The following is a 25,263-nucleotide window of genomic DNA, read 5'->3' on the forward strand; positions in this document are numbered from 1 at the left end:
GGACGACCCGGTGAGGGGGCCGAACGGTCGCCGTCGGCCTCCGCAGGAACGAGGTGCGGCTGCTCCGCCAGGCCTACGCCGGCCGAGCGGTCCGCATTCGATTCGACCACGTCCTTTCTCCGTCGACCGTCGTTCACCGTCGCGTCGTGATCACCTTTCTCCGCGGACGCGATTCCACCCTCCAGGGGGAACGTTGCGTCGCGTATCGGATCGTTGGAGCCGTCATGAGCTCTTCGCTCCCGTCACGCGGTCCTGTGGTTTCGGTGATCACGCCCGCCTACAACGTCGGACCGTGGATCGGGGAGGCCGTCGACTCCGTGCGGCGGCAGGCCGAAGGCCGGTTCGAGTACGTCGTGATCGACGACGGATCCACCGACGACACCGCCGAGATCGTCCGGGCCCGGGCGGCCCGGGACCCGCGGATCCGGGTGATCTCCACGGCCAACGCCGGGTCCGGCGCGGCGCGCAACCTCGGCATCGTCGAGACGTCGGCGCCGTTCGTCGCGTTCCTCGACGGCGACGACCGGTGGCACCCGGAGTTCCTGCGCCGTCAGGTGGAGATGCTGGAGACCGTCGGCGGTCGGGTCGGCGCGACCTTCTGCCACACCCGGGTGATGCTGGAGAGCGGCCGGGTGGTCGGGCCGCGATGGCAGCCCGCGGGAGCGTGCGACATGGACCGTTTCCTCGCGGAGAACAATCCCGCGCACAACGGCAGTTCGCTGCTGGTGCGGCGCAGCTGTTTCGACGAGGTCGGGGTGTTCGACACGGGCCTCACGAGCGCTGTCGACCAGGAAATGTGGCTGCGGATCGGCACCCGGTCGTCCTCCCCGCTCTTCTGGGGAATTCGCCGCTACCACGTGGACATGCGCTTGATGCGGACCGGGAGCATCAGTTCCCACCGCACCGCTCGCTACGACGCGCTCGACACCTTGCTGGCCGAGTACGCGCCGATGATGACGCGGCTGCCCTCGGGCCTCGCCTACGTCCAGCCCGCGGTCTTCGCCTACCGCGACGGGTTCGACGACATCGCGGGCCGCTGGGCCGAGGTCGCGCTGACCGCCGGCACCGCCCGCCTGGCCCGCACCCGGTGGGGCCAGGCGCTGCTGGCCTGGCACCGCAGCGGCGCCGCCGGCCGGGCTCGGATGCGCGCCGCCCGCAACGGCGTCCGGGCCGGCGTCTACGGCAGCGCCGCCCGCGCGGCGGCCCTGCTCGCGTGAGTCCGTGGCACCGAGGCGGCTACCGGCGCTCGCGCGGCCGCACGCGGACCCAGCTGCCGCCGGCGTCGACGAAGTCCGCGGTGTCGTCGTCGAGCCAGACCCCGTCCGTGGCGAGGTAGCGGAAGCGGTGCTCGCCGGGCGGCAGCACGACCGACACGCTGCGGGTCCCGTTGCGCCGGCGGACCATCTCGTGGCGGCCCGGCTCCCAGGCGTTGAAGTCGCCCACCACGCTGACCTGCCCCGCCGGCTCATGGGCGGGCAGGCTGAACGTGACCCGATTCTTGCCGCCGAACAGCGGTGCGCGCCTGAGCATCCGACCTCCCGAGCAGAACGACCCGGGGAACACTAGGGAGGCCGGCGGCGCGGCGGTGCGAGCGACACACGCGTCGGCGGTGAACATCCTGTGTCCGGGCCGCACGGCTCACCGGGCGGCGTTCCACTGGTCCGACGGCGGTCCGTCTTCCTACGGTGGTCGCGTCACCGGAGTAGGTGGCGGAGAGGCAGGCGGAACATGGCCACGGTCGCCGAGGTGACCTACCGGATCCTGCGGGCCCGGGGACTGACGACGATCTTCGGCAATCCCGGCTCCAACGAGCTCCCCTTCCTCGCGCACATGCCCGAGGACTTCACCTACGTGCTCGGGCTGCACGAGGGCGCCGTGGTGTCGATGGCCGACGGGTTCGCCCTCGCCACGGGCGGCCCCGCGTTCGTGAACCTGCACGCCGCCTCCGGCTCCGGCAACGCGATGGGCGGGCTGACCAACGCGGTCTACTCGCACAGCCCGCTCGTGCTGACCGCCGGCCAGCAGGTCCGCTCGACGATCGGGCAGGAGGTCATGCTGGCCAACGTCGACGCGACGGCCCTGCCCCAGCCGCTGGTGAAGTGGAGCAGCGAGCCCGCGTGCGCCGCGGACGTGCCGCGCACCATCGACCAGGCGGTGCACACCGCTCTGCTGCCGGCCCGCGGCCCGGTCTACGTCTCGGTGCCCTACGACGACTGGGCCGCCGACGCCGACCCCGACAGCGAGCTCCTGGCCGGCCGGACCGTGCGCGGGGGCGCGTCGCTGAGCGAGGAGCAGGTCACCGAGCTCGTCGCGCTGCTCGACGGCGCGCGGAACCCGCTGCTGGTCCTCGGCCCGCAGGTCGACGCGGCCGGCGCCAACGCCGACGCGGTGCGGCTGGCCGAGGCGTTGCGCGCCCCGGTGTGGATCGCCCCGTCCGCGCCGCGCTGCCCGTTCCCGACGCGCCACCCGGCGTTCCGCGGCGTGCTGCCGGCCGCCGTCCGCGAGGTCTCCGCGGCCTTCGAGGGCCACGACCTCGTGCTGGTCGTGGGTGCCCCGGTGTTCCGCTACCACCAGTACCAGCCCGGGCGGTACCTGCCGGAGGGCACTCGCCTGGTCCAGCTCACCGAGGACCCGAAGGAGGCGGCCCGCGCGCCGTTCGGCGACGCCGTCGTCGCCCCCGTCGGCCCGGCCCTCGCCGCGCTCGCCGACCGGGTCGCCGTCGCCGCGCGCCCGCCGCTGCCGCCGCTGCCGCCGTTCCCCCGGCCGCGGACCTCGCCGCACTCGGTGCACCCCGACGAGCTGTTCGCCCTGCTGCGCGAGCACGCCCCCGACGACGCGCTCTACGTCGTCGAGTCCACCTCGACCGCGGCCTCGTTCTGGTCCCAGATGGACCTGCGCGAGCCGGGCAGCTACCTGTTCCCCGCCTCCGGCGGGCTCGGCTTCGGGCTGCCCGCCGCCGTCGGGGCCCAGCTCGGGCGGCCCGACCGGCAGGTCGTCGGCGTCATCGGCGACGGCTCGGCGAACTACGGGATCACCGCCCTGTGGACCGCGGCGCGCCACCGCATCCCGGTGGTGATCCTCGTGCTGAAGAACGGCACCTACGGGGCGCTGCGCTGGTTCGGCGAAGTGCTGGGCACCGGCGAGACCCCCGGCACGGACGTGCCGGGCATCGACTTCACCGCCCTCGCCCGGGGCTACGGCGTCCCGGCCCGCCCGGTGTCCGACGGCGCCGGGTTCGTCCTGGCCCTGAAGGACGCGCTGAGCGCGGACGGCCCGTCGTTGATCGAGGTCGTCACCGCCGACCTCGACGAGGAGGGCGGACCGCGCTGAGCCCGCGTCGGACGGTCGACGGCTGTCGGATGCGCAGCGTGTCGGCGCGGTGGCCGCGAAGCCGGGGTCGGTCGCTACGGTGGGGCGGTGCCCCGGCTGACCCTGCTCCCGCAGGTCGCCGTGGACGGTGCGGTGCTGCCGGGCGAGCGGCCCGCCGCCCTGCTCGCGGCCCTGGCCGCGGACCTCCCCGCCGGGTGCTCGACCGGACGGCTGGTCGCCGAGCTGTGGCCGGACGGTCCGCCGGCCGACCCGGCGAAGGCGCTGCAGGTGGTCGTCTCGCGGGTGCGCGCCCGGGTCGGGCCGAACCTGATCACGACGACGCCGACCGGCTACCGCCTGGCCGTGGACCCCGCCGACGTGGACGCGTCGGCGCTGCTGCGGCACGCCGACGAGGTCGGGCGCGCCACGGATCCGATGGCCGCGCTCGCCGCGGCGGAGGCCGGGCTGGCGCTCTGGTCGAACCCGGGGGACCCGGCGGGTGCGGGTCCGCTCGCCGCGCTGCGGGCCGCGCGCCGGGCGACCGTCGCGGCGCTGCGCCGGGCCCGGGCGCTGGCGTTGTCGCGACTGGGTCGGGCCGCGGAGGCGCTCGGCCCGCTCGAGGAGCTGGCGGCCGGGGCCGCGCACGACGAGGAACTGCTGGTGGAGCTGCTGCGCAGCGAGGCGCGGGTGCGCGGCCCGGCCGCGGCGCTGGCGCGGTACGAGGACTACCGCCGCGACCTCGCCGAGGAGCTCGGCACCGACCCGGGTGCCGCGTTGCGGGCACAGCACGCGGCGCTGCTGGCCGAGTCGGCGCCGGCCCGGCGTCGCGGGATCCTCGCCGAACCCAACGCCCTGCTCGGCCGGGACGGTGACGTCGAGGCGGTCCTGGCCCTGCTGCGCACCTCGCGCGTGGTGACGGTGCTCGGCCCCGGCGGGCTCGGGAAGACCCGGCTCGCGCACGCGGTGGCGGCCCGGGCCGAGCAGCGCTCGGTGCAGGTGGTGTCGCTGGCCGGCGTCCGGGCGGGGGCCGACGTCGCCGCCGAGGTGGCCACCGCCGTCCGGGCCGGTGGCCCGCTGGCCGGGGCGGCCCCGGACGCGGCGAGCGCGGTGGCGGAGGCGCTGGGGTCGGGGCCGGCCCTGCTGGTGCTGGACAACTGCGAGCACGTGCTCGACGCGGCCGCGGACCTGGTGCACGCGCTGGTGGCGCGGACCCGGGACCTGCGGGTGCTGGCCACGAGCCGGGCGCCGCTGGAGCTGTCGTCGGAGTCGGTCCACCCGCTGCCCCAGCTCGATCCGGCAGTCACCGTCGCGCTGTTCACCCAGCGCGCCCGCGCGGCGCGGCCCGACGTCGACCTCCCGGCCGCCGAGGTCGAGGCGCTCTGCGCCCGGCTCGACGGGTTGCCGTTGGCCGTGGAGCTGGCGGCGGCGCGCGTCCGCGCCCTCCCGGTGGCGGAGATCCACCGCCGGCTCGACGACCGGTTCGCCCTCCTGCGCGGCACCGGGCGGGACCGGCCCGCGCGGCACCGGACCCTGGAGGCGGTGGTCGGCTGGAGCTGGAACCTGCTCGACGACGAGGCCCGGGCGGCGTTGCGCACGCTGTCCGCGCTGCCGGGCGGGTTCACCGGCGACACCGCCGCCGGACTGCTCGGCGGCGACCGGATCGACCTGCTGGAGGCGCTGGTCGGGCAGTCCCTGGTGCGGCCGCCCGACGCGGCGGGCCGGTACCGGATGCTCGAGACCGTCCGCGAGTTCTGCGCCGCCCGGCGGGCCGAGGCCGGGGAGGACGCCCTGGTCACCGCCCGGATCCTCGGCTGGGGCCGGCGTCTGGCGGAATCCGTGCACGAGGCCCCGTTCGGCGCCGATCCGCGGCCCGCACGCACCGTGATCCGGGCGGAGCAGGAGAACCTGCTGCACGTGCTGCGCCTCGCCCGGGAGCACGACGACCGGGCCGCGCTCGCCGCGGTCGTCGCGGCGCTCGGGGCGTTGTGGACGGTGGAGTCCGGCACCCAACGCCTGCTGGCGGCGGGGGAGGAGACCCTTCCGGCGTTGTCGCGGTACCGGCCCACGGACGAGGCCGGCCGCGCCGCCCTCCGGCAGGCGGTGGTCCAGCATCTGGCGGTGTGTCTGCTCCTCGATCCGGCGGCCGCAGTCCGCCCGCTGGCGATCCTGCGGCGACTGCCGGCTGGCTCGGCGGACACGGCGATCGGCGCGCTCCACGAGGTCCTGACCGAGCTGCCCGACGCGCCCGCGCTGGGCACCCTCTGCCGGGACCGCCGCCCGCTGGTCGCCCTGGTCGCGCTCGGGGTGGCCGGCTACGTCCGGGAGGCCCAGGGCGACCTGGCGACCGCGTACGCGACCGCGCGGGAGATGTCCGCCCGGCTGCCCGCCCGGATGCCGTGGCTGCACACGTTCGTCCACGGCCGGCTCGCCGAGCTGTGCCTGCAGCTGGAGCGGCACGGCGAGGCGCTGGCGGAGCTCGCCGCGACGGGCGAGGCGCTCGCCGCGCTCGGGGTCGAGGGGGACCCGATGGGCGTGCGGTTGGGCGTGGTCGTCGCCCAGCTCGGCCTGGGGGCGACGGGCGACGCCGAACGGGCCCTCGCCGCCGTCGGCCCACCGGCCGACACCCCCGACGCGGTGGTGTTCGACCTGGCCGCGCGGGCGGAGCTGGCCCTGGCGAAGGGGGAGACGGACACCGGACTGGCGATGTGGCGCCGGGCGACCGAGGTGCTCGACGTGCACACCTGCGCCGCCTGGCTGCTGCCCTACGCGTGGTCGTTGCGGGCCACGGCCGTGGTCGCGCACCTCCGCCACCACCGCCTCGACGACGTCGCGGAGACGGCCGGGAGCCTGCCCGGGGCGCTCGACGCGCTGCTCGCGAGCGGGGTCCCCGACCCGATCTGCGGGACGCTGCTGCTCGCGCTGGGCCTCGTCGAGGTGGAACGGGGCCGGCCGGTGCGCGGGGTGTGGCTCGTCGCGATCGCCGAGCGGTTCCACTACCTGCGCGAGTACCAGCCGACGATGTCCAGCGCGGCGACCCGGGCGGTCGTCACCGCTGCGGCGGGGCCCGCGTACGCCGAGGCGGTGGCGGAGTACGCGGGCCTGGACCGGGACGACCTGCGCGCGGAGGCGCGGGCGCTCGCCGAGGCCTACCGGGACCTGGTGTAGAGGCGCTTCGACCGCACCCAGCCGAGCACCGCGACGAGCACGCACCAGCCGACCGCCAGCCCGGCGTCGAGCGCGCCCGGGGTCCGCCCGGAGAGCAGCGCCCGCAGCGTCTCCATGACCGGCGTGAACGGCTGGTACTCGGCGAACCAGCGCAGCACGGTGGGCATCGAGTCGGTCGGGACGAAGCCGCTGCCGAGGAACGGCAGCAGCACGAGGATCATCGGCGTGTTGCTCGCGGTCTCGACGGACTTCGCCGCCAGGCCCATCGCGACCGTCAGCCAGGTCACCGCGAGGGCGACCAGCAGGAGCAGGGCCACCGCCCCGAGCCAGCCCAGTGGTCCCGCCTCCGGCCGGTAGCCGATCAGCAGGGCGACGGCGAGCACCACGACGACGGCCACCGCGTTCTGGATCACGGCGCCGAAGGCGTGCCCGGTGAGCACGGACGGCTGGTGGATCGCCATCGTCCGGAAGCGGGCGATGATCCCCTCGGTCATGTCCATCGCGACCGAGATGGCGGTGCCCTGGCCGCTGGAGGCGACGGTGAGCAGCAGGATCCCGGGAACGACGTAGGCCAGGTACTCGGTCCGCCCGCCGCCCCCGCCGAGCCCGGCGCCGAGCGTGCCGCCCAGGACGAACACGAACAGCAGCAGGAGCACGACCGGCAGGCCGACCAGCATCAGGGTCAGCGACGGGTAGCGGATCAGCCGGCGGACGCCGCGGCACAGCATCGTGCGGGTGTCGGCGAGGGGCCGGACGGGCGCAGGCGCGGTCGACAGCGTCGTGAGGGACGTGGTCATGCCGGAACCTCCTGGCGGCGCCCGGTGAGGGCGAGGAAGACGTCGTCGAGATCGGGGGTGTGCAGGGTCAGGTCGGCGATCGGGAGCCCGGCCCGGTCGGCCCGGTCGAGCACCGCCCGCAGCGCGGTGACGTCCCCGTTTGACGCCGCGGACCGCCCCGCGAGCACCTACTCCGGCGGGATGCGCCGTTGATCGAGGCCGGACAGCACCTCCCGGTCGCCGTAGGCCCGGCGCAGGCCGGACACCGCGATCGCCGTGTCGCGTTCCATCGCGTTCCTCCCCTCGCGGCACTCGCCGCATCGGGAGGAAGCGTCGGGGGGAGCGGTTTCACGACGCCTTCGCCGCGCCTTCCCGGCCGTCGCGTCAGCGTCGCGGAGGAAGCAGACTCGCCGGGCGTTCCGCGACGGGCAGCGACACGACGATGGTGAGCCCGCCGCCCGGGGTGTCCTCGGCGGTGAGGGTGCCGCCCATGACCTCGGTCAGGCCGCGCGCCACGGACAGCCCGAGCCCGACCCCGCTCGCCGCCCGCCGGTCGCCGAGCCGCTGGAAGGGCGCGAACAGCTTCTCGCGCTGCTTCTTCGGCACCCCCGGCCCGGAGTCGACGACCCGCAGCTCCGCGCGGCCCTCGTGGGCGCTGGCCCGCAGGACGACCGGGGCGCCGCCGCCGTGGCGCAGCGCGTTGTCGACCAGGTTCGCGACGACCCGTTCCAGCAGCCCCACGTCCGCGGTCACGTCGGGCAGGTCGCCCGGGATCTCGAGGCGGACCCGGGCCGCGTCGGACACACCGAGCAGGGCGCGGGCGGCGGCTTCGTCGTAGCCGATGCGGTCCAGGAGCGGCTCGACCGCGCCGGAGGCGAGCCGGGAGGAGTCCAGGAGGTTGTCGACGAGGCCGGTCAGCCGGTCCGCCGACTCCTCGACCGTCTCGAGCAGCTCGGCCCGGTCCGTACCGGACAACCGGAGCAGCGGATCGCGCAGGCTGCCGACCGCGGCCTTGATGGAGGTCAGGGGGCTGCGCAGGTCGTGACCGACCGCGGAGAGCAGGGCCCCGCGCGTCTCGTTGATCTCGGCGCGCCGCTGCGCCCGCAGCGCCTCCTCGCCGGCGCGCTGGCTGCGCAGCGCCAGCAGCGCCTGCCCGCCGACGGTCTCCAGGAGCCGCCGGTCGTGGGCGGGCAGTGACCGGCCGGTGCCGATCAGGTGCAGCCCGGGCTCGACGGCGACGTCCACGTCGGCGTCCTCGGGCCGGCCGCACTCCGGTGGACCGGACGTCGCGACCCGCCGCCACTCGCCGCCGTCGTGCTCGAGCAGGGCGACGCAGCGCAGCCCGAACGCCTCCCGGACCTTCTCCAGCAGCCGGGGCAGCGGATCGGCGCGGGTCAGCACCGTCCGGGCGAACGACGCCAGCAGCGCCGCCTCGGTCCGGGCGCGTGCGGCCTGTTCGCCTCGCCGCGCCGCCCGGTCCACGACCAGCGCGACCAGCACCGCGACGATCAGCATCGCCACCACGGTGATCGCGTTCTCCGGCTCGGAGATGGTCAGCGAGTACAGCGGCGGGGTGAGGAAGAAGTTCAGCAGCAGACCGCCGAGCAGGGCGGCGAGCAGGGCGGGCCCGAGCCCGCCGGTCAGTGCGGCGACGACGGTGGCCAGGAAGAACAGCACCACGTCCGTCGACAGCCCGACGATCTCGTAGAGGGACGCGCCGACCAGCGTCGCGGCGGCCGGCCCGAGCACGGCCACCACCCAGCCGAGGACGCGCCGGTCGAGCGGGACCGCGCTGTGCAGGCGGGGCAGGCGCAGCACCGAGCCGCCGGCGGAGGCGTGGGTGACGATGTGGACGTCGATCGAGCCCGACTCCTGGATCACGCGCGCGCCGATCCCGACGTCGAACAACCGGGCCACCCGCGAGCGTCGCGAGGTGCCCAGCACGAGCTGGGTGGCGTTCACCCCGCGGGCGAACTCGAGGAGGGCGTCGGTGACGCCTCCCGCCCCACTGTCGCCGACCACGGTGTGGAAGCTGGCGCCGACGTCGTCGGCCAGCTTCCGCAGCGCGTTCGTGGCCCCGACGGGCGCCCCGGCGAGGCCGTCCCCACGGAGCACGTGCACGGCGAGGAGATCGGCCTGGCCGGCCCGCTTCGCGATCCGGGTCGCCCGGCGCAGCACGGTCTCCGACTCGGGGCCGCCGGTCAGGGCCACGACCACGCGCTCGCGGGTCTCCCAGGTCTCGGAGATCCGCTGCTCGGTGCGGTAGCGCTGCAGCGCGGTGTCGACCTCGTCGGCCACCCAGAGCAGGGCCAGCTCGCGCAGCGCGATCAGGTTGCCGACCTGGAAGTAGCTGGCCAGTGCGGCGTCGACCTTCTCGGCGGCGTAGACGTTGCCGTGGGCGAGCCGCCGGCGCAGGGCCTCGGGGGTGATGTCGACCAGCTCGATCTGGTCGGCGCGGCGCACGAACTCGTCGGGCACGGTCTCCCGCTGGCGGACCCCGGTGATCTTCTCGACGACGTCGTTGAGGGACTCGAGGTGCTGGACGTTCACCGTGGACAGCACGTCGATGCCGGCCGCGAGCAGCTCCTCGATGTCCTGCCAGCGCTTGGCGTTCCCGGCCACCCGGTCCGGGCCGGGCGCGTTCGTGTGGGCCAGCTCGTCGACCAGCACGACCTCCGGCCGGCGGGCGAGCACCGCCGCCACGTCGAGCTCGCCGCCGAACCGGGTGGGCCGCCTGGGGAGGACCTCCAGGCCGTCGAGGAGCTCGGCCGTCCTCGCGCGGCCGTGGGTCTCCACGAGCCCGACGACGACGTCCGTGCCCCGTTCGGCGCGGCGGCGGGCCTCGCACAGCATGGCGTAGGTCTTGCCGACCCCGGGCGCGGCGCCCAGGTGGATCCGCAGCTCACCACGGTGCTGCACGGTTCCTCCTGCCGCCGGCCCGCCGGTCATGACGCCACCCCGTTCGCGCGAGACCCGCCCACCACGCTCACCCGCCGGGCCGCTGCGCGGCGGCGACCGCCAGGTTGAGCTCGGTGACGTTCACGGTCGGCTCGCCCAGGAACCCGAGTATGCGCCCGTCCGTGGCCCGCGCGACCAGGTCCCGGACCCGGTCGGCCGGGAGGCCGGTCACCCGGGCGACGCGGTCGACCTGCAGCGCGGCGTAGGCCGGGCTGATGTCGGGGTCGAGCCCGGATCCCGAGGCGGTGACGGCGTCGGTCGGCACGGCCTCGGGCGCGACGCCCTCGCGCTGCGCGATCAGCGCGCGGCGCTGCGACACGGTGTCGAGGAGCTCGGCGGAGTTGCCGGCCTTGTTCGAACCGCCGGAGGTGGTGGTGTCCGCCGGGCCGAGGACGCCCTCGGCCGAGGCCGACGGCCGGGTGTGGAAGTACGGGTCCGCGGCGGGATCGGTCGGCACGGGGTCGACGCCGATCAGCGAGGACCCGACGGCGGTGCCGTCCTGCGTGATCAGCGAGCCCTCGGCGTGGCCGGACAGCCCGGGCAGCCGCGAGACCCCCCAGACGGCGAGCGGGTAGGCGATCCCGCACAGCACGGTGAGGACGATCAGCAGGCGCAGACCGGTGCCGGTCTGCCTGCGCAGTGTCGAGAGCATCCCTTACATCCCAGGAATCAGGCGGACGAGCAGGTCGATGAGGAAGATGCCGAGGAACGGGGTGACGACGCCGCCGAGGCCGTAGATCAGCAGGTTGCGGCGCAGCAGGGCCGACGCCGAACTCGGCCGGTACCGCACGCCGCGCAGGGCGAGCGGGATCAGCACGATGATGACCAGCGCATTGAAGATCACCGCGGAGAGGATCGCCGACTGCGGCGAGTGCAGCCCCATGGCGTCGAGCAGTCCGAGGGACGGGTACAGCGCGGCGAACATGGCGGGCAGGATCGCGAAGTACTTCGCCAGGTCGTTGGCCACGGAGAAGGTGGTCAGTGCCCCGCGGGTGATCAGCAGCTGCTTGCCGATCTCCACGATCTCGATGAGCTTCGTCGGGTCGGAGTCGAGGTCGACCATGTTGCCGGCCTCCTTGGCCGCGGCCGTCCCCGTGTTCATCGCGACGCCGACGTCCGCCTGTGCGAGCGCGGGGGCGTCGTTGGTGCCGTCGCCGGTCATCGCGACGAGCCGCCCGCCCTCCTGCTCCGTGCGGATGTAGGCCATCTTGTCCTCGGGCGTGGCCTCGGCGATGTGGTCGTCGACGCCCGCCTCGGCCGCGATCGCGCGGGCCGTCCGCGGGTTGTCGCCCGTGACCATGACCGTCCGGATGCCCATCGCCCGGAGCTCGGAGAAGCGGGCCGCGATGCCGGGCTTGACCACGTCGGACAGCCGGATCACGCCGAGCACCCGGTCGCCGTCGGCGACGAGGAGCGGGGTGCCGCCCTCGTCGGAGATCGTCGCGACCAGGCGGTCGACCTCGCCGCTGCGCGCCCCGGTCGCGGCCAGCACCGCGGCCGCGGCGCCCTTGCGGATCCGGCGCCCGCCGATGTCCAGCCCCGACATCCGGGTCTGCGCGGTGAACGGCACGAACTCGGCGCGGGCCTCGTCGGCCGAGGCCTCGGCGGGCAGGCCGTACTCCCGGGCGCAGAGGTCGACGACGCTGCGCCCCTCCGGGGTCTGGTCGGCCAGGCTGGACAGCCGGGCCGCCGCAGCCAGCTCCGCCGCGGTCGCCCCGTTCACCGGGAGGAGCTCGGTGGCCTGCCGGTTGCCGAAGGTGATGGTGCCGGTCTTGTCCAGCAGCAGGGTGTCGATGTCGCCCGCGGCCTCGACGGCGCGTCCGGACTTGGCGAGCACGTTGCGCTGCACCAGCCGGTCCATGCCGGCGATGCCGATCGCGGAGAGCAGGGCGCCGATGGTCGTCGGGATGAGGCAGACCAGGAGCGCGACCAGCACGACGACCGGCTGCGGGCCGCCGGCGTAGGCGCTCATCGGCTGCAGGGCCACGACGGCGAGCAGGAAGATGATCGTCAGCGCGGCCAGCAGGATCGTCAGGGCGATCTCGTTGGGCGTCTTCTGCCGGGCGGCGCCCTCGACCAGCGCGATCATCCGGTCGACGAAGGACTCGCCCGGCTTCGTCGTGATCTCCACGACGATCCGGTCGGACAGCACCGTGGTGCCGCCGGTGACGCTCGAGCGGTCCCCGCCGGCCTCCCGCACGACCGGCGCGGACTCGCCGGTGATCGCGGACTCGTCGACGGTCGCGATGCCCTCGACGATGTCGCCGTCGCCGGGGATCCTCTCCCCGGCCTCGACGACGACCCGGTCGCCGACCGCGAGCTCGGTGCCGCCGACGACCCGGCCGTCGACGAGGCGGGCCGTGGTGTCCCGCTTGGTCCTCCGCAGCGTCTCCACCTGCGCCTTGCCACGGCCCTCCGCGACGGCCTCGGCGAGGTCGGCGAACAGGACCGTGAACCACAGCCAGACGGCGATCAGCCAGCCGAACGGCGTCGGCTGCCGGATCGCGTCCAGGGTGACCAGCACGGAGCCGACCCAGACGACGAACATGACGGGGTTGTGGAGCTGGGCGCGGGGATGGAGCTTGCGCAGCGCGTCGGGAAGGGAGGCCCACAGCTGCGCGGGGCGGAACGCGCCGGCCTTGACCGGGCCGCCCGGGGAGGCGGCCCGCTCCGGCGTGCGTTCGAGGGTGGGGATGGTCATGCGAGTGCCTCCGCGAGGGGCCCCAGCGCGAGCGCGGGGAAGAAGGTGAGGGCGGCGACCAGCACGACCGTGCCGCCGACGAGGACGCCGAAGAGCGGCTCGTCCGTGGCGAGCGTGCCCGCGCCCGCCTCGACGCGGCGCTGCCGGGCGAGCGAGCCGGCCAGCGCGAGGACCGCGACGATCGGCACGAACCGGCCGAAGAGCATCGCCAGGCCCAGCGTCGTCTGGAAGAAGTCGCCGGTCACCGTGATGCCCGCGAACGCGGAGCCGTTGTTGTTGGCGGCGCTGGCGTAGGCGTAGAGGACCTCGGAGAACCCGTGCGCGCCGTCGTTGTTCAGCGCGTCGAGGGTCCCCGGCAGGGCGATCGCCAGGCCGGCACCGACGAGCACGAGCGTCGGCATCGTGAGGATGGCGACCACGGCCGCGGTCACCTCGCGGCGGCCGAGCTTCTTGCCCAGGTACTCCGGGGTGCGGCCGACCATCAGGCCCGCGAGGAACACGGCGACGATCGCCAGCACGAGGATCCCGTAGAGCCCGGCGCCCACCCCGCCCGGGGCGACCTCGCCGAACAGCATGTTCAGCAGGACCGCGCCGCCGCCACCGCCGGTGTAGCTGTCGTGCAGCGAGTTCACCGCACCGGTCGAGGTGCCGGTCGTCGACACCCCGAACAGCACGCTCGACGGGATGCCGAACCGCACCTCCTTGCCCTCGAGCGCGCCGCCCGCGGCCAGCGCGGCGGGGCCGTTCGGGTGGGTCTCGGCGAACCAGGCCACCGCGAGCACGGCCGTCCAGAGCACGCCCATCACCGCGAGCAGCACGGTGCCCTGCCGGCGGTTGCCGACCATCGTGCCGAAGGTGCGGGTCAGGCAGACCGGGATGACCAGCATCAGGAAGATCTCGAACAGGTTGGACAGGGCGTTCGGGTTCTCGAACGGGTGCGCCGAGTTGGCGTTGTAGATCCCGCCGCCGTTCGTGCCCAGCATCTTGACCGCCTCCTGCGAGGCCGTCGGGGCCATCGGCAGGGTGTGCGTGGTCCCGTCGACGCCGGTGACGTCCACCCCCGACCGCAGCGACATCGTCACGCCCAGGGCGATCAGCAGGATCGCCGCGACGAAGGCGAAGGGCAGCAGGATCCGGACGACGCCGCGGGTCAGGTCCACCCAGAAGTTGCCGAGCCGGTCGGTGCCGGACCGGACCAGGCCGCGGATCAGCGCGACGGCCACCGCCAGGCCGACCGCGGCCGACACGACGTTCTGTACGGTCAGCCCGGCCATCTGCACGGTGTCGCCGAGCACCTGCTCGGGGACGTAGGACTGCCAGTTCGTGTTGGTCACGAACGAGATCGCGGTGTTGAGCGCCATCGCCGGGTCGACGGCGCCGCGGCCGAAGGACATCGGCAGCAGCGGCTGGAGCCGCTGCAGCAGGTAGACCAGCACGATCGAGACGAACGAGAAGGCGAGCACGCCGGCGGCGTAGGTCGGCCAGCGCTGGCCGCTCGACGCGTCGACCCGGACCAGCCGGTAGAGCGCGGCCTCGACCCGCCAGTCCCGCTCGCTCGTGAAGACCCTGGCCATGTAGTCCCCGAAGGGGGCGTAGCAGGCCGCGAGCAGGACCAGCAGGAGCGCCACCTGGAGGAGGCCCGCGAGGCTGTCCTCCACGTCAGAACCTCTCCGGCCGCAGCAGGGCGACGACGAGGTGGACGAGCAGCGCGAGCGCCACGACCCCGCCCACGACGTTCGTCACGAGATCGGCGGTACTCACAGCCGCTCCAGGCCACGCAGGCACAGCACCAGGACGGCGAACGCGCCGACCAGCAGCAGTGCGGAGAGCACATCGGCCACCGGACAACTCCTCGACACCACGGCCGCCGGACCCTCCGGCGACACCGACGGCGAGTCTGGGACCGGCGGGAGCGGGCGGGAGGGGCCCGAACAGGACCTTGACGCCCCAATGCCCGATCTTGACGCGATCCTGACGGCCCGGAGACGCGTGTCACCAGGGCGTGCGCCTCGCGACGCCGCTCCTGGGTTCGGAGCCGGGCGCGGGCGGCCGGGCCCCGGCGCCGGGCATGCTGGAGCCGTGGGAACCGTCGTGCACGCGCTCGGGTCCGCGGTCGTGCTGGCCGCGGGCATCATGCTGTTGGCGGTGGGCTCGCTGCTGCTCGGCGGCGTCGTGGCCGTCGGCGGGCTGTCCTGGCTCGTCTGGTGCCTGCGGCGGGCCTGAGCGGGCGCCGCCGGTGCCGTCGCGGGGGCGCGGTCGGTCAGGGGGCGGGGGTCATCGGCTGCAGCACCGCCTCGACCAGCGCCTCCGTCCGCAGGTGGGTGCCCTGCTGGTACTCGGGGTCGCGGACCATGTCCGAGAAGGCCCGGCGGCTCGGGTAGTGCACGAGCAGCACGGCGTCCCAGTCCTGGCCCTGCTCGGCCACGACCGGCGCGCCGCCGTACCCGTAGTAGACGACCTGCGCGCCGAACCGCTCCGACGTGCGCCGGAAGTGGGCGATGTACTCGTCGTAGCGGGCCCGCCCGCCCTCGACGAAGCGCAGCAGGTTGAGCATCGTGACCGGCTCGTCCGGGGCCGCGGCGAGGAACGCCTTCATGTCCGCACCGGTGGGATCGATCGCCATGGCCGCAGACTGCCACGCGCGGGGGAGTGCGGTGCGGGCGACGGGTCCGGGCCTCGCGCGTCGTCTCAGGATGGAACACCGGCTACCGTGAACCCTTAGCCTTGTCTACCGTGCGCGCCATGCGCTCTGCTCCCGGCCGCTCCGCGGCGTCGGTGCCCCGGTCGACCGGCGGACCGGCCGCACAGCGTGTCCGCGGTGGCGGCGCACGCGCCCGGTTGATGATCGCCGGCCCGGCCTTCGTCGCCGCGATCGCCTACATCGACCCCGGCAACTTCGCGACGAACTTCGCGGCCGGCTCGCAGTACGGGTACCTGCTGCTGTGGGTGATCGTCGGGGCGAACCTGCTGGCCATGCTCGTGCAGACGTTGTCGGCCAAGCTCGGGTTGGCGACCGGGCGGAACCTGGCCGAGCTGTGCCGCGAGCGGTTCCCGCGGCCGGTGAGCTGGGGCATGTGGGTCCAGGCGGAGGCGGTCGCCGTCGCCACCGATCTGGCCGAGGTGCTCGGCGGGGCGATCGCCCTGCAGCTGCTGTTCGGGATCCCGCTGTTCACCGGCGGGCTGATCACCGGAGCCGCCGCGTTCGCGCTGCTCGCCCTGCAGAGCCGCGGGCACCGGCCCTTCGAACGCGCGATCGTCGTGCTGTTCGTGGTCGTGCTCGTGGGCCTGTTCGCGACGCTGTTCCGGGTGGACGTCGACGGCGCCGACGCCGCCCGCGGGCTGGTACCGCAGTTCGCCGGCGCCGACAGCCTCCTGCTCGCGACGGGGATCCTGGGCGCGACGGTGATGCCGCATGTGATCTACCTGCACTCGGCGCTCGTCCAACGCCGCCTCCGCGTGGACGGGCCCGACCAGCAGCGGTTCGTCCTGCGCACCACGCGGCTCGACGTCCTGATCGGCATGGGCACCGCCGGGCTGATCAACGCGTCGATGCTGCTGATCGCCGCCGCCGTGTTCGCCGGCTCGACGCTCTCCGGGACGGACACCCTCGACGGCGTGTTCTCCGGCCTCGAGGTCGCCGTCGACCGGTGGGCGGCCCTCGCCTTCGCGATCGCGCTGCTGGCCTCCGGCTTCGCCTCCTCGGGCGTCGGCACCTACGCGGGGCAGGTGATCATGCAGGGCTTCCTGCGCCGGCACATCCCGCTGCTCCTGCGCCGCGCGCTGACCCTGGCCCCGGCCCTGGTGGTCCTGGGGGTGGGCGTGCAGCCCACCGAGGCCCTGGTGTGGTCCCAGGTCGTGCTGTCGTTCGGGATCCCGTTCGCGCTGGTGCCGCTGGTGCTGTTCACCCGCAGCCGCGACCTCATGGGCCCGCTGGTCAACCGCCGGCCGACCACGGCCGCGGCCGTGGTCGTCGCCGCGCTGATCATCGCGCTGAACCTGTTCCTGCTGGTCGGCTTCGCGACGGCCTGATCGCGACCGGTTCCCGATCTCAGGTCGGGGCGTACCGGAGCACCCCCGCGACGTCCCCGCCTCCGGGCACGTCCTCGTGCCGGACGGCCAGCAGCCGGGCGCCGGAGAGCCAGGCCCGGCGGGCGATCTCACCGACGACGCCACCCGAGTAGCCCGTGTCCGAGGCCGCGAAGGTCACCTCGCCGAGCTCGTCGACCTCCCCGGGGACGCGCGCGTCGATGTCGACGAACAGCGTGTCCACGGCGCCGCGGGTGGCGAAGCGGGCCAGTTCGGCGACATCGGTCGAGGTGCGGCCCTGCTGGGCGCGGTCGGCGAAGGTCCGCTTCTCCTCCTCCAGCCGGTCGGCGTACCAGCCGTCGAGGATCGTGCGGGCCTCGGCGACCAGCTCGCCGTCGCCGCGGCCCTCGGGGTTGCCCGGCACGCTGTGCGGCACCAGGTCCGGGTACCGGCAGTGGGCGCGGAAGATGCTGTCGAGCGGCTCGGTCGCGGCGAGCACCAGCGGCACGCCGTGCCCGGGCAGCACCTCGCGCAGCGCGCCGTCGACGAGCCGGGAGAACTGCGCCATCCGCAGCTTCTGCCCCTCCGTGCCCTGCACCCGGCGGACCGGCGCCCGGTCCTTGATCGACGACTTGCCGACGGCGCTCGCCACGTCCGTGGGCATGTCCGGCACGCGCACCTCGCGCGGGGCGGCGTCGGGCACGGTCTCCAGCAGCCGGACCGAACCCTGGGCGAGCGCCAGCACGAACGCGGTCTGCGGGAAGGTCACCGCGCGCAGCAGCGGCTTGACGAAGAACCGGGTCCCGCCCACGGCGACCGGCGTGAGCCGGTTGGGCAGCCGGAAGGTGCGCAGCGAGGTCGAGGTGGCGAACACCGCGAGACTGCGGGCCTGGTGCCGCCAGAACTCGTCGGAGTCCTCGTCCTCCAGGACACCCAGCTGGTCCGCCAGGCCCGCGAGATCCTCCTTGTCCGCGCCCTCCAGCTGCGTCAGCGCCTCCCGGACCCCGTTCTTGTAGGCGATCCGCTCCGCCTCGCCCGACGACTCGGGCGCGGTCTCGAGATAGATCGACGCGGCGGCGTGGGCGTCGACCTGCCAGAGCGCGTCGATCTCGGCACGGGTCGGGATGTCGGTGTAGAGCGTCATGCGTCCCCTCCTCGGCGAGGCATCCGTCCCCCGCCACCCTGCCGCGCCTGCCGCTGGCCGGGGAACCGTCCGACCGGACGAGTGGCTCGGTCCGGCCAGGCGCCGGACGACCTGCGGAGCGGAGCTCTGCAGGCAGCGTGGCCGCCTCGGTGCCGAGAGGCGCTACGTCGTGAGGCGTCCTTCGAGGACGTCGAGGTCCCGCTCCGCGTAGAGGCGGTGCTGCCACTCCTCGGTGAGCACCGTGCGCAGGCTCCGCGAGCGGGTAGCTGTCGGCCGGGGGGTAGCCGGGCCCGTCGACCGGCTCGGTCCGCCCTGCCAGGGCCTCCTCGGTGAGCCCCTCGATCACCCGGCGGACGGTGCCTCTGCGGTCCGCGCGCAGGGCGAGCACCTCGTGGAGATCCGGCCGGGCCCCGCGGTCCCACGGGACGGCGGGGTCGGGCTCCATCTCGTCGAACGGCAGGTCGAGGGGGTGCCACGGGGTCGGGTCGCCGAGGATCGCGCGGCGCACCCAGATGTCGGTCGCGAAGAGCAGGTGCCGGAGCGTCTGGACGAAGGACCACTCGCCGTCGACCTGCTCGTGCAGGAGCTCGGGCGGCAGGGTCCGCGCGCGGTCCACCGTGCCGGCCCACAGGGACTCGAGGATGTCCCAGGCCTCGCGGAACCCGGCGACGTCGTCCGGGCGCATCGCGGCACGGTGAGGTTGGCGGCGGTCGAGCTCCGCCTCGATCAGCGGGCCGACCTCGACGCCGTTGATCCGCAGGTCGCCGACGTAGCCGTCGACCTCCACCTCGTGGATCCACGCCCCGCGCAGCCGGACGCGCCAGAGGCTCGCCCGGGTCACGTCGATCTCGCCCAACCGGGCGTCGGTGACCGACACGGCGCTGACGTCCAGTCCGGAGTGGCTCGTGGGCGACACCTCGGTCATGCCGACAGCCTGGCACAGCGCGGGTGACGCACGATCTCAGTCGTCCGCCTGCGGCCCGAGGTCGCCGTAGGCCACCACGGACAGGAACCGGATCGGCAGGTCGAGGAGCTCGCGAGGGCCGTGAGCGCCTTCGCCGTCGAGCTGCAGCGCGTCGCCGCTGCGCATCGTGTAGCTGGAGTCCCCGTGTCCGTAGACCATCTCGCCCTCGAGCACGTAGAGCAGCTCGGTGCCGGGATGCTGGAACAGCGGGAACCCCTCGCTGCGCTCGGTCAGCGTGACCAGGTGGGCCTCCATCCGCTTGTGCGGGCCGCGCAACGCCCCGAGCAGGGCGTAGTCGTGCCCGACCCGGGTGCCCCGGGCGACGATCCGGGCTCCCGAACCTGCCGGGGTGAACACGGCCTCACGGGGCGTGTCCGCCTGGCGGAAGAACGAGGTCACCGGGACCTCGAGGGCGTCGGCCAGCCGGGCGAGCATGGTGAGGCTGCAGGAGGTCTGCGCGTTCTCGATCTTCGACAGCATGGGCTTCGAGATGCCGGTCCTGATCGACATCTCCGCCAGCGTCGCGCCCGACGCGCTGCGGATCCGCCGCACCTCGGCCCCGATCGCGCGTTCCAGCCGGCCCTCGACCGGCCGGGGCCGGACGACCTCACGGATCGCCGGCCCGTGGTCGACCGACACCGCGCCGGTCGTGTCGGCCGGCACCTGCACGCACATCCGTTCGTCCTCGCCCCGGCTCAGCGCATCTCGCCGGCGCCGACGTAGGGGTGGGGGCTGCGGAGCAGGGCACCCTCGGCGAACCGGGAGAGGCGGAAGTCGGACTCGGGGACGTCGGGCCGGCTGCTCTTCCCGTCGACGACGAGGTCGGCGACCAGCCGGCCCACCGACGGCGAGATCTTGAACCCGTGCCCGGAGAACCCGGCGGCGACGATCAGGCCGTCGACGGGGGTCTCGGAGATGGCCGGGTTGAAGTCGGGGGTGACGTCGTAGCAGCCGGCGTAGGTCGAGGCGATCGAGGCGTCGTCCAGCCCCGGGAACCGGGTGCCGACCTTGTCGACGGCGAGATCGAGGAAGGCCTCGGTCGCCCGGTTCGAGTAGTCGTCCGGATCGGCGGGCTCGAGCTCGGCGAGGTCCGAGTTGCCGAACAGGATCTCCCCGCCGCTCCCGGGCCGGACGTACTGCAGCGACACCAGGTCCGAGAAGACCGGCACGCGGCCGAGGTCCTGGCCCGGGTCGATGAGCACGATCTGCTCGCGGTGCACCGTGATCGGGAGGTCGATCCCGTGCGCGGCCAGCAGCGGGACCGACCAGGGCCCCGCCGCGAGCACGACGGCGCCGGCCTCGATCGTCGAGCCGTCGGCCAGGCGGACCCCGCTCGCCTTCGCCCCGGAGGCGAGGATCTCCGTGACGGTGGTGCCCTGGCGCAGCTGCACCCCGGCCCGTCGGGCGGCGGCGGCGAAGGCCTGGGCGGTCTGGTAGGCGTCGCCGTAGCCGCCGCGCGCCTCCCAGGCGAACGCGGCGAACGGGTCGAGGTCGGCGACCGGCCAGAGCTTCTGGACCTCGGTCTTGTCGATGTCCTCGGTGCGCACCCCGACGGCCCGCTGGTCGGCCATCGAGGCGTGCAGGGCGGCGACGTTCTCCGGCCCGACGCCGACGACGTAGCCGGTCTGGTGGAAGCCGACGTCCTCGCCGAGGATCTCGGCGGCGTTCTCGAACACCTCGAGGGCCTGGGTGGCCATGGCGGCGAGGGAGGAGACGCCGTAGTGGCACCGGACGACGCCCGACGACTTGCCCGTGCCGCCGGAGCCGACGGTGTCCCGCTCGACGATGACGACGTCCGTCACCCCGCGCTGGGTCAGGGCCCAGGCGGTGGCGCAGCCCTCCAGACCGCCGCCGACGATCACGACCTCAGGCATGGTCGGCTCCCGGGATCCAGCTCGTGCCGGCCAGCGGCACCCGGGCCATGGCGGCGGCCTCGATCGTCAGCGCGACGAGGTCCTCCGGCTCGAGGTGCTGCAGGTGCGCCTTGCCGCAGGCGCGGGCGATGGTCTGCGCCTCCAGGGTGAGCACCCGCAGGTAGTTCGCGAGCCGCCTGCCGCCCTCGACCGGGTCCAGCCGGGCGGCGAGCTCGGGGTCCTGGGTGGAGATGCCGGCCGGGTCGCGGCCGTCCTGGAAGTCGTCGTAGAAGCCGGCCTCCGAGCCGAGCGCGCGGTACTCCTCGGAGTACTTGGGGTCGTTGTCGCCCAACGCGATCAGGGCGGCGGTGCCGATCGCGACGGCGTCCGCGCCCAGGGCCATCGCCTTGGCGACGTCCGCGCCGGTGCGGATCCCGCCGGAGACGATCAGCTGGACCTTGCGGTGCAGACCCAGCTCCTGCAGGGCCTGCACGGCCTGCGGGATCGCGGCGAGGGTGGGGATGCCGACGTTCTCGATGAACACGTTCTGGGTGGCGGCGGTGCCGCCCTGCATCCCGTCGACGACGACCACGTCCGCGCCGGCGGCGACGGCGAGCTTGACGTCGTAGTAGGTCCGGGAGGCGCCGACCTTGACGTAGACCGGCTTCTCCCAGTCGGTGATCTCGCGGAGCTCGAGGATCTTGATGGCGAGGTCGTCCGGACCGGTCCAGTCCGGGTGCCGGCAGGCGGAGCGCTGGTCGATGCCCGCGGGCAGCGTGCGCATCCCGGCGACCCGGTCGGAGATCTTCTGCCCCAGCAGCATCCCGCCACCGCCGGGCTTGGCGCCCTGGCCGAGGACGATCTCGATGGCGTCGGCCTTGCGCAGGTCGGTCGGGTTCATCCCGTAGCGCGACGGGAGGTACTGGTAGACGAGGTGCTTGGACTGGCCGCGCTCCTCGGGGGTCATGCCGCCGTCGCCGGTGGTGGTCGAGGTGCCGACCTCCGACGCGCCGCGACCGAGCGCCTCCTTCGCCTGGGCGGACAGCGCGCCGAAGGACATCCCGGCGATGGTCACCGGGATCGCGAGGTGCAGCGGGTACTTGGCGTTGCGGTCGCCGAGGACCACGTCGGTGTCGCAGCGCTCCCGGTAGCCCTCCAGCGGGTACCGGGACATCGAGGCGCCGAGGAACAGCAGGTCGTCGAAGTGGGGGAGGCGGCGCTTGGCGCCCCAGCCGCGGATGTCGTAGACGCCGGTCGCGGCGGCCCGCTGGATGTCCGCGATGACGTTGCGGTCGAAAGTGGCTGATTCGCGCATCAGTACGTGTTCCCCGAGGTGAAGTGGTAGAGCCGGCGGGCGGAGCCGTAGCGGCGGAACTCGGCCGGGTCGTGCGGCATCCCGGCGGCGGTGAGCAGCTCGGCCAGCTCGGCGAGGTGCTCCGCGCGCATCTCCTTCTCGACGCAGTCCGCGCCGAGGGAGCCGACGGTGCCGCGGACGTAGAGGCGGGCCTCGTAGATCGAGTCGCCGAGGTCGGCGCCGGCGTTCCCGCAGACGACGAGGCGTCCGGCCTGCGCCATGAACGCCGACATCGGGCCGATGTCGCCGCCGACGACGATGTCCACGCCCTTCATCGAGATCCCGCACCGCATCGACGCCGAGCCCTCGATCACCAGCAGCCCGCCGTGGGCGGTCGCGCCCGCGGACTGCGACGCGTCGCCCGTGACCCGCACGGTGCCGGACATCATGTTCTCGGCGACGCCGGTGCCGGCGTTGCCGTGCACGGTGATCGTGCCGCCGTCGTTCATGCCGGCGGCGTAGTAGCCGGCGTGCCCGCGGACGTCGACGGTGATCGGGGTGGCCACACCCGCGGCGAGGGCGTGCGCGCCCTGCGGGTGCTCGACGGCGTAGTGCGTGGCCGTGGGTGCGTGCAGCTCGGCGTTGAGCTCGCGGACCGAGGTGGTCGCGAGGTCGACGACGGTGGTCTCCAGCGTGCTGGTCACGCGGTCACTCCTTGACGGGTCCAGTGGTAGACGCGCTCGGGCTCGGGCTCGTAGATCCGGGCGTCGGCGATCCCGGGCAGGTCGGCCAGCGCCCGGAACTCCGAGGCCATGGCCACCCAGCGGTCGGTCTCGGCGATGATCGCGGGCTTGCAGGCGATGGCGTCGCGGACGACGGCGAAGCCGTCCGCGCTGGTCACGAGCAGGGTGTAGAAACCGTCGAACCGCTCGCACACCAGCCGCAGCGCCTTGTCCAGGTCCTCGCCCTGGGCCAGCCGGTCGGCGACGAACCGGGCGCCGACCTCGGAGTCGTTCTCCGAGTCGAACACGTGCCCGGCCGCGACGAGCTCGCGGCGGATGGTGGCGTGGTTGGCGAAGGACCCGTTGTGCACCAGGCACTGGTCCGGGCCGACCGAGAACGGGTGGCAGCCCTCGGGCGTCACGGCGGACTCGGTGGCCATGCGGGTGTGGGCCAGGCCCTGCCAGCCCTGCGCGTTCGCCAGGTCGTAGGTCGCGGCGAGCTCGCGCGGATGGCCGGTGCCCTTGTAGACGGCCAGGTCGGTGCCCGAGCCGACCACGGTGGCGTCCGGCACCGCGGCGCGCACGGCGGCGACCAGGGCGTCGGGGGAGACCGGGGCGGCGAGGACGGTGGTGTCGCCGGCCCCGGTGACCAGCAGGTCCGGCAGACCCAGGACGCCGAAGTCGGTGCCGGCGGGGGCGAGGACCGACACGGCGGCGTGGCCCTCGGGGCAGCGGCGGCGGTCACCGTAGACGGCGACCCCGGCCGAGTCGGGGCCCCGCTCGACGACCTGGCACAGCATGGTCTCCAGCAGGCGGCCGAGCTGCGGGTGCAGCTCGGGGTCGCGCAGGTGGAGCCCGACGATCCCGCACACGGGCCGTCTCCTCTCGGTAGTGATCTGTCAGAAGGCGGTGAGGTAGCGGTCGTGCTCCCAGGAGCCGACCGTGCCGTGCCAGTCGAAGAACTCCTCGCGCTTGAGCGCGGCGAAGTACTCCGCGACCCCGGGGCCGGCGGCGTCGAGCCCGGCGGTGACGACCGGGTCGGCGGCCAGGGCCTCGACGGCGTGCAGCAGCGTCGGCGGCAGCTCGGGGCGCAGGACCCCGTCCGCGCCCGGAGCGCCGGGGTCGACGTCCCGCGCGATGCCGTCGAGACCGGCGGCGAGGGCGGCGGCGAGCGCGAGGTACGGGTTCGCCGACCCGTCGCCGCCGCGCAGCTCGATGCGGTGGTGGTCGGGGATCCGCACGAAGTGGGTGCGGTCGTTGCCGCCGTAGGTGGCCCGGCGCGGGGACCAGGTCGCGCCGGACCGGGTCGAGGTGGCCCCCGTGCGCTTGTAGGAGTTCACCGTGGGCGCGAGCACCGCCTGCATCCCGGGCGCGTGGTCGAGGATGCCGCCGAGGAAGCGGTAGGCGAGCTCGGAGAGCCCGAAGCCGCGGGTGTCGTCGGCGTCCGGGAACCGGGGCTCGCCGTCCGACCAGAGGGACAGGTGCAGGTGCATGCCGGACCCGGTGCGGTCGGCGAAGGGCTTGGGCATGAACGTCGCGGTCATCCCGCGCTGCTCGGCCAGCACCGAGATCAGGTAGCGGGCGGTGATGACCCGGTCGGCCGTGGTGAGGGCGTCGGCGTAGGCGAAGTTCTGCTCGAACTGGCCGTTGGCGTCCTCGTGGTCGTTGGCGTAGTTGCCCCAACCCAGCGCGTTCATGGCCGCGGAGATGCCGGTGAGGTGGTCGTACATGCGGGTCAGGCCGCGGGCGTCGTAACAGGGCCGGGCCTCGACGTCCTTGGTGTCGGCCGGGGCGAGGGTGCCGTCGGCGTCGCGACGGACGAGGAAGTACTCGACCTCGGCCCCCGCGAAGAGCTCCAGCTGCTGCGCCTTCGCCTCGGCCAGGAGCTTCTTGAGGATGACCCGCGGGGCGAAGTGCCAGGCGCGGCCCTCGACGTGCGGGTCGCAGTGCACCAGTGCCAGGCCCTCGCGCACCCACGGCAGCGGGGTGTAGCTGTCCAGGTCGGGGATCGCGATCAGGTCGGGGTCGCAGGGCTGCTGGCCGATCGCGCCGACCGCGTAGCCGGCGAACCCGACGCCCTCGTCCTGCAGCTCGTCCGCCGCCTCGACCGGCACCAGCTTGGCGCACGGCTTGCCGGTCAGGTCGACGAACAGCGCCAGCAGGAACCGCACCCCGTCGGCCCGGGCGCGCTCGGCCAGCGACGGTGTCGTCGCGGGGGCCGCCGCCATTGCCGGGGCGGGCTCGGTGCGGGGGAGGGTGGAGGTGTCGGAGGCCATCGTGGTGGTCCCTTCGTCGTGTCGCACTGAGAAACATAGTCTCTGATGAGGAAACTTGGAAGACCTGCGAACGCG

Annotated in this window: 22 protein-coding genes and 1 pseudogene; 5 read left to right on the plus strand and 18 right to left on the minus strand. The window is 74.3% G+C overall.

What is annotated here, in order from left to right; all coding sequences use genetic code 11:
* Window positions 1-263 precede the first annotated feature (263 nt).
* Window positions 264-1,217: a glycosyltransferase family A protein gene (locus AB0B41_RS08810; protein WP_358200608.1), complete on the plus strand. Its 954-nt coding sequence runs from the start codon at window positions 264-266 to the stop codon at window positions 1,215-1,217.
* A gap of 19 nt (window positions 1,218-1,236) precedes the next feature.
* Here the strand turns inward: AB0B41_RS08810 and AB0B41_RS08815 are convergent, their stop codons facing one another.
* Entirely contained in the window at window positions 1,237-1,530 is a 294-nt protein-coding gene (locus tag AB0B41_RS08815) for an isoamylase early set domain-containing protein (protein WP_358200610.1), read from the minus strand.
* Between the two features lie 198 nt (window positions 1,531-1,728).
* Here AB0B41_RS08815 and mdlC point away from each other — a divergent pair, with 198 nt between their 5' ends.
* Together mdlC and AB0B41_RS08825 are read left to right on the plus strand one after the other, a co-directional pair.
* On the plus strand, window positions 1,729-3,330 hold the full coding sequence (gene mdlC / locus AB0B41_RS08820) for a benzoylformate decarboxylase (RefSeq protein ID WP_358200612.1): 1,602 nt from the start codon (window positions 1,729-1,731) through the stop codon (window positions 3,328-3,330).
* An 87-nt stretch (window positions 3,331-3,417) separates the two neighbouring features.
* Window positions 3,418-6,474: a BTAD domain-containing putative transcriptional regulator gene (locus tag AB0B41_RS08825; protein WP_358200614.1), complete on the plus strand. Its 3,057-nt coding sequence runs from the start codon at window positions 3,418-3,420 to the stop codon at window positions 6,472-6,474.
* Here the strand turns inward: AB0B41_RS08825 and AB0B41_RS08830 are convergent.
* From AB0B41_RS08830 to AB0B41_RS08865, 8 genes are all read right to left on the minus strand, one after another.
* Window positions 6,456-7,271, minus strand: a complete 816-nt coding sequence (locus AB0B41_RS08830; RefSeq protein ID WP_358200616.1) for an ABC transporter permease — start codon at window positions 7,269-7,271, stop codon at window positions 6,456-6,458. The genes AB0B41_RS08825 and AB0B41_RS08830 overlap by 19 nt on opposite strands.
* Window positions 7,268-7,438 (minus strand): hypothetical protein, encoded by a 171-nt coding sequence (locus AB0B41_RS08835; protein WP_358200618.1) that lies wholly within the window; start codon window positions 7,436-7,438, stop codon window positions 7,268-7,270. Before AB0B41_RS08835 ends, AB0B41_RS08830 begins: the two co-directional genes overlap by 4 nt.
* Window positions 7,439-7,634: 196 nt before the next feature.
* Window positions 7,635-10,169 carry a DUF4118 domain-containing protein gene (locus AB0B41_RS08840; protein ID WP_358200620.1) on the minus strand — a complete coding sequence of 845 codons (2,535 nt, stop codon included), beginning with the start codon at window positions 10,167-10,169 and terminating at the stop codon, window positions 7,635-7,637.
* 67 nt (window positions 10,170-10,236) lie between these two features.
* Window positions 10,237-10,860, minus strand: a complete 624-nt coding sequence (gene kdpC / locus AB0B41_RS08845) for a K(+)-transporting ATPase subunit C (protein WP_358200623.1) — start codon at window positions 10,858-10,860, stop codon at window positions 10,237-10,239.
* Between the two features lie 3 nt (window positions 10,861-10,863).
* A complete protein-coding gene (gene kdpB / locus AB0B41_RS08850) occupies window positions 10,864-12,909 on the minus strand; it encodes a potassium-transporting ATPase subunit KdpB (RefSeq protein ID WP_358200625.1) in 2,046 nt (681 codons plus the stop codon).
* Window positions 12,906-14,567: a potassium-transporting ATPase subunit KdpA gene (kdpA, locus tag AB0B41_RS08855; RefSeq protein WP_358200627.1), complete on the minus strand. Its 1,662-nt coding sequence runs from the start codon at window positions 14,565-14,567 to the stop codon at window positions 12,906-12,908. Before kdpA ends, kdpB begins: the two co-directional genes overlap by 4 nt.
* Window position 14,568: 1 nt before the next feature.
* Window positions 14,569-14,670, minus strand: coding sequence for a K(+)-transporting ATPase subunit F (kdpF, locus tag AB0B41_RS08860; RefSeq protein ID WP_037047721.1), 102 nt, complete (start codon window positions 14,668-14,670; stop codon window positions 14,569-14,571).
* Complete coding sequence (locus tag AB0B41_RS08865; protein ID WP_358200630.1) at window positions 14,667-14,795, minus strand: hypothetical protein; 129 nt, start codon at window positions 14,793-14,795, stop codon at window positions 14,667-14,669. Before AB0B41_RS08865 ends, kdpF begins: the two co-directional genes overlap by 4 nt.
* A gap of 193 nt (window positions 14,796-14,988) precedes the next feature.
* Between AB0B41_RS08865 and AB0B41_RS08870 the strand changes: the two genes are divergently transcribed.
* Window positions 14,989-15,132: a hypothetical protein gene (locus AB0B41_RS08870; RefSeq protein WP_358200632.1), complete on the plus strand. Its 144-nt coding sequence runs from the start codon at window positions 14,989-14,991 to the stop codon at window positions 15,130-15,132.
* Between the two features lie 37 nt (window positions 15,133-15,169).
* Here the strand turns inward: AB0B41_RS08870 and AB0B41_RS08875 are convergent, their stop codons facing one another.
* A complete protein-coding gene (locus AB0B41_RS08875) occupies window positions 15,170-15,532 on the minus strand; it encodes a DUF1330 domain-containing protein (protein ID WP_358200633.1) in 363 nt (120 codons plus the stop codon).
* A gap of 119 nt (window positions 15,533-15,651) precedes the next feature.
* Here AB0B41_RS08875 and AB0B41_RS08880 point away from each other — a divergent pair, with 119 nt between their 5' ends.
* Window positions 15,652-16,938, plus strand: a complete 1,287-nt coding sequence (locus tag AB0B41_RS08880) for an Nramp family divalent metal transporter (protein WP_358200635.1) — start codon at window positions 15,652-15,654, stop codon at window positions 16,936-16,938.
* 19 nt (window positions 16,939-16,957) lie between these two features.
* Here AB0B41_RS08880 and AB0B41_RS08885 read toward each other — a convergent pair whose 3' ends face one another.
* The 8 genes and pseudogenes from AB0B41_RS08885 to glnT form a co-directional block, all read right to left on the minus strand.
* Complete coding sequence (locus AB0B41_RS08885; protein ID WP_358200637.1) at window positions 16,958-18,079, minus strand: hypothetical protein; 1,122 nt, start codon at window positions 18,077-18,079, stop codon at window positions 16,958-16,960.
* Window positions 18,080-18,437: 358 nt separating this feature from the next.
* A pseudogene (locus AB0B41_RS08890) lies at window positions 18,438-19,004 on the minus strand (DinB family protein); the annotation flags it as partial.
* A gap of 36 nt (window positions 19,005-19,040) precedes the next feature.
* Window positions 19,041-19,718: an XRE family transcriptional regulator gene (locus AB0B41_RS08895; RefSeq protein ID WP_358200639.1), complete on the minus strand. Its 678-nt coding sequence runs from the start codon at window positions 19,716-19,718 to the stop codon at window positions 19,041-19,043.
* 20 nt (window positions 19,719-19,738) lie between these two features.
* Window positions 19,739-20,917: an FAD-binding oxidoreductase gene (locus AB0B41_RS08900; protein ID WP_358200641.1), complete on the minus strand. Its 1,179-nt coding sequence runs from the start codon at window positions 20,915-20,917 to the stop codon at window positions 19,739-19,741.
* The gene (locus AB0B41_RS08905) at window positions 20,910-22,211 is read right to left on the minus strand and encodes an FMN-binding glutamate synthase family protein (protein WP_358200643.1); all 1,302 of its coding nucleotides are present in this window, start codon (window positions 22,209-22,211) and stop codon (window positions 20,910-20,912) included. Before AB0B41_RS08905 ends, AB0B41_RS08900 begins: the two co-directional genes overlap by 8 nt.
* Complete coding sequence (locus AB0B41_RS08910) at window positions 22,211-22,894, minus strand: glutamate synthase (protein ID WP_358200645.1); 684 nt, start codon at window positions 22,892-22,894, stop codon at window positions 22,211-22,213. The genes AB0B41_RS08905 and AB0B41_RS08910 overlap by 1 nt, the downstream gene beginning before the upstream one ends.
* A complete protein-coding gene (locus AB0B41_RS08915) occupies window positions 22,891-23,784 on the minus strand; it encodes a glutamine amidotransferase (RefSeq protein WP_358200647.1) in 894 nt (297 codons plus the stop codon). Before AB0B41_RS08915 ends, AB0B41_RS08910 begins: the two co-directional genes overlap by 4 nt.
* Before the next feature lie 27 nt (window positions 23,785-23,811).
* The gene (gene glnT, locus AB0B41_RS08920; RefSeq protein ID WP_358200649.1) at window positions 23,812-25,188 is read right to left on the minus strand and encodes a type III glutamate--ammonia ligase; all 1,377 of its coding nucleotides are present in this window, start codon (window positions 25,186-25,188) and stop codon (window positions 23,812-23,814) included.
* Between the last annotated feature and the right edge of the window lie 75 nt (window positions 25,189-25,263).

The sequence above is a fragment of the Pseudonocardia sp. NPDC049154 genome (assembly GCF_040648315.1).
In the GTDB taxonomy this organism is placed as follows: domain Bacteria; phylum Actinomycetota; class Actinomycetes; order Mycobacteriales; family Pseudonocardiaceae; genus Pseudonocardia.